The 1058-nt window shown below is 72.6% G+C and carries 1 protein-coding gene; it reads right to left on the bottom strand.

The features are described from left to right. Positions 1-1058: acyltransferase domain-containing protein (locus tag KN815_RS47555; protein WP_216347984.1), on the bottom strand; the 1058-nt coding region annotated here is incomplete at both ends.

Raw genomic sequence — 1058 nt, 5'->3', positions numbered from 1 at the left:
CGAGGAAGCGGACGGCCTCGCGGACGTGGCGCACCCAGAAGTCGGCCGTCGTGATCTCCTCGGCGGAGACGACGCCACCGGTGAGGTTGGAGACGATCGGGATGCGCGGGGCCTCGTAGGTGAGGCCCTCGGCAACCTCACGGAACGCGTCCAGCATCCCGTCCATGCGGGGCGAGTGGAACGCGTGGCTGACGGTGAGGCGCTTGGTCTTACGGCCCCGCTCCTCGAAGTCCGCCGCGATCCGCTCGGCCGCGTCCTCGTCGCCCGCGATGACGACGGAGGTCGGCCCGTTGAGCGCGGCGATGCTCACGCGGTCGGTGAGCAGCGGCAGCACCTCGTCCTCGGCCGCCTGGACGGCGATCATCGCGCCACCGGCAGGCAGCTCCTGCATCAGACGGCCACGGGCGGCCACCAGCTTCGCCGCGTCGGCGAGCGAGAGCACACCGGCCACATGGGCGGCGGCCAGCTCGCCGATGGAGTGGCCGGAGAGGAAGTCGGCCTTCAGCCCCCAGGCCGCGACCAGCCGGAACAGCGCCACCTCGATGGCGAAGAGCGCGGGCTGGGTGAACCCGGTCTGGTCGAGCGCCTCGGCATCCTCGCCGAACAGCACCGTCTTCAACGGCCGTTCGAGATGTGCGTCCAGCTCATCGCAGACCGCGTCGAACGCCTCGGCGAACGCCGGGTAGGCGTCGTACAGCTCACGGCCCATCCCCAGCCGCTGGCTGCCCTGCCCGGTGAACAGGAACGCCACCTTGCCGTCCGCCACCGCGCCTTCGGTGAGCCCGGCCGCCGACTCGCCATGTGCCAGCGCCTCCAGACCCGAGACCAGCCCGGTCCTGTCCCCGCCGACGACCACGGCACGGTGGTCGAGCGCGGCGCGCGTGGTGGCGAGCGAGTACGCCAGGTCGGTCGGCGACAGCTCGGGCCGCCCCTCGACGTCGGCGAGCAGCCGCCCGGCCTGGGCGCGCAGCGCGTCGGTGTTCTTGCCGGAGAGCACCCACGGCAGAACGGACGGCTGGGCGACCGGGGCGGTGGGAGCCTCCTCCGGTTCGGGTTCA

The organism is Streptomyces niphimycinicus, assembly GCF_018883605.1.
GTDB classification, from domain to species: Bacteria; Actinomycetota; Actinomycetes; order Streptomycetales; family Streptomycetaceae; genus Streptomyces; species Streptomyces niphimycinicus.
The sequence above is the reverse complement of the archived record's forward strand: the minus strand, read 5'-3'. Positions and strand labels throughout refer to the sequence as shown.